This is a genomic window from Streptomyces malaysiensis subsp. samsunensis (assembly GCF_024519315.1).
GTDB classification, from domain to species: domain Bacteria; phylum Actinomycetota; class Actinomycetes; order Streptomycetales; family Streptomycetaceae; genus Streptomyces; species Streptomyces malaysiensis.
In genome coordinates this window covers 1-2,197 of record NZ_JANIIC010000187.1, presented here as the reverse complement: position 1 = coordinate 2,197, position 2,197 = coordinate 1, and the positions used below count along the sequence as shown (strand labels likewise).

The 2,197-nt window shown below is 69.4% G+C and carries 3 protein-coding genes; 2 read left to right on the top strand and 1 reads right to left on the bottom strand.

The window, feature by feature from the left end:
• On the bottom strand, positions 1–332 hold a 332-nt coding region (locus tag NQU54_RS48340; protein ID WP_257636621.1), incomplete at its 3' end, for a maleylpyruvate isomerase N-terminal domain-containing protein.
• Between the two features lie 170 nt (positions 333–502).
• On the opposite strand from NQU54_RS48340, the gene NQU54_RS48335 reads away from it, so the two are divergent.
• Positions 503–1,405, top strand: coding sequence for a hypothetical protein (locus NQU54_RS48335; RefSeq protein WP_257636620.1), 903 nt, complete (start codon positions 503–505; stop codon positions 1,403–1,405).
• A gap of 127 nt (positions 1,406–1,532) precedes the next feature.
• On the top strand, positions 1,533–2,197 hold a 665-nt coding region (locus tag NQU54_RS48330; RefSeq protein ID WP_257636619.1), incomplete at its 3' end, for an IS630 family transposase.

Genomic DNA, 2,197 nt, shown 5'->3' with positions numbered 1-2,197 from the left:
TAGACCTGGAGGCGGGGGTTGGCGACCAGCGCGCGTAGTTCGCGTTTGCCGAGGTAGGTCCCGGCGTAGCGGTCCTCCTCGGCACCGTTGTCGACGAAGGAGCCCGGCGACACCAGCGCCTTCTCCACCAGGACGTGGAAGGCGTCCGTGTCGGTCGCGGCCAGCAGCGCCGAATGGTCCGTCCAGGCGAGATGCGCGATCTGGTGGGCGACGCTCCAGCCGGGCGCCGGGGTGGCGAGCGCCCACTGCTCGGCGCTCAACTCGGCCACCAGCCGGTCGAGTTCCTCGCTCTCCTCGCGCAGGTCGTCGAACACGGGCGTCGGATCGGACACGGGACGCTCCCCTCGGGCATGGCAGCGCCGAAGAAAACAAGCAAGCATGCTTGCATAATTGTGGCCGTTCGGTGCACGACCCGGGGCGAGGGCTGCGCGGACCCTGTGTGCTCAATACACTCGGCGATCGCGCCCATCGCGGCGCACACTCGCATATCGGGGGACGAACGATGAGCAACTGGAACCTGGGCGGACAGCCGCCCCAGGGGCCGCAGCCCTACCAGCCGCAGCCACCTCAGCCCTATCCGCCCCAGCCCTACGTGCCGCCACAGCCCCAGCCGCCCTACCCGGGGCCGCCGGTGCCGCCGCCGGGCGGGCCGATCACCCGGCTGCGGCGGCGGATCGGCCCCATCCACACCGCGCGCAGGGTCTTCACCCCGTCACGGCCGGGCATCGTCTCGGATCCTGAGGTGGCGCGGATGCGGAAGATCAGGACCCTGGTCGGCGTGGGCGCGTTCCTGTGGATGTCCTACGCCTACAAGCTCGCCCCCAAGCTCAGCGATGCGGCGGACGAGCAGGTCGACAAGTCGTGGACCAGCGCCCTCGTGCTGGCGGCGACCCTCCCGGTCGTCGTCGGCGTCCTGTACGGCCTGGCCGCTCCGGCGGCGCGACGGGACCTGCTGCGCCGGGCGGGGCGGTGCTTCGGCGCGATCGTGGCCATGATGGCGGCGGCCTCCGTCTTCCCGATCATCGTGCTCTCAGGGTTCTTCGAGGGCCAGGAACCCCTCGTGGAGGGCCACTTCACCGTGACGAAGGGCCTCATCCTCGCGTTCACCCTCTTCGTCCTCTTCTGGGTGACGCCGTTCGTCGTCTGGGGCGTGGGACTCGCCGTCCAGCACGTGTTCCGCACCGCGGACATCCACGAGACGGTGCCGCCGCTGCTGATCATGGCGTTGGCGTGGGAGATGGCACTGATCGACATGTTCACCGGCGCCCACGAGGGCGTGCCGACGGTGATCCGGTACGTGTTCATCCTGGGCGCCCCGCTCTCCGTCACGGCGGTGGGCCTGTGGGAGCTGCACCGGCTGCGCGTGCACTACGGGCTGGGGATGCGGGGACTGCTGATGCGCTAGGAACGGCGCCTCGCAGGACGTACTAGTGATCTGGTTTTGAGGTCGTGGGTCGCCACGTGAGGCGTCCCCTCTTTCAGATTGCGGCGTTCTGCTGCGGCGGGTAGCGCGCTTGCGCTGTGCTGCGTGGATGGGCAATACCCGGCTGGAACCTGTCGTGTTGTCGGAGGCCGAGCGGCTGACGCTGGAGAGCTGGACCAAGCGCCGCTCGACCGCCCAGGGACTGGCCGTTCGCGCACGCATCGTGCTGGCGTGCGCGAACGGCTGGAACAACACCGTGGTCGCCGCGCGACTCGGTGTCGGCAGAGATACCGTGCGCCGCTGGCGCACACGGTTCCTTGCCCGGCGACTGGACGGACTCGCCGACGAGCCGCGGCCCGGGGTGCCGCGGACCATCACCGATGCCCAGGTGGAAGAGGTCGTGGTCCGCACCCTGGAGCAGACGCCACAGGGCGGGACGCACTGGTCGAAGCGGGAGCTGGCCAAGGTCGTGGGGATCTCGCCGGCGAGCGTGCTGCGGATCTGGCACGCCTTCGGCCTGCAGCCGTGGCGGACTGAGACCTTCAAGATCTCACCCGACCCGTTCCTGATCGACAAGATCCGCGATGTCGTCGGCCTTTACCTCGCCCCGCCGGCCAATGCCGTCGTCTTCGCGATGGACGAGAAACCACAGATCCAGGCTCTTGAGCGGACCGCACCGGTCCTGCCGATGATTCCGGGAGTGCCCGAGCGGCGGAGTTTCGACTACGTCCGGCACGGGACCGTCGACCTGTTCGCCGCACTGAACACCGCCAC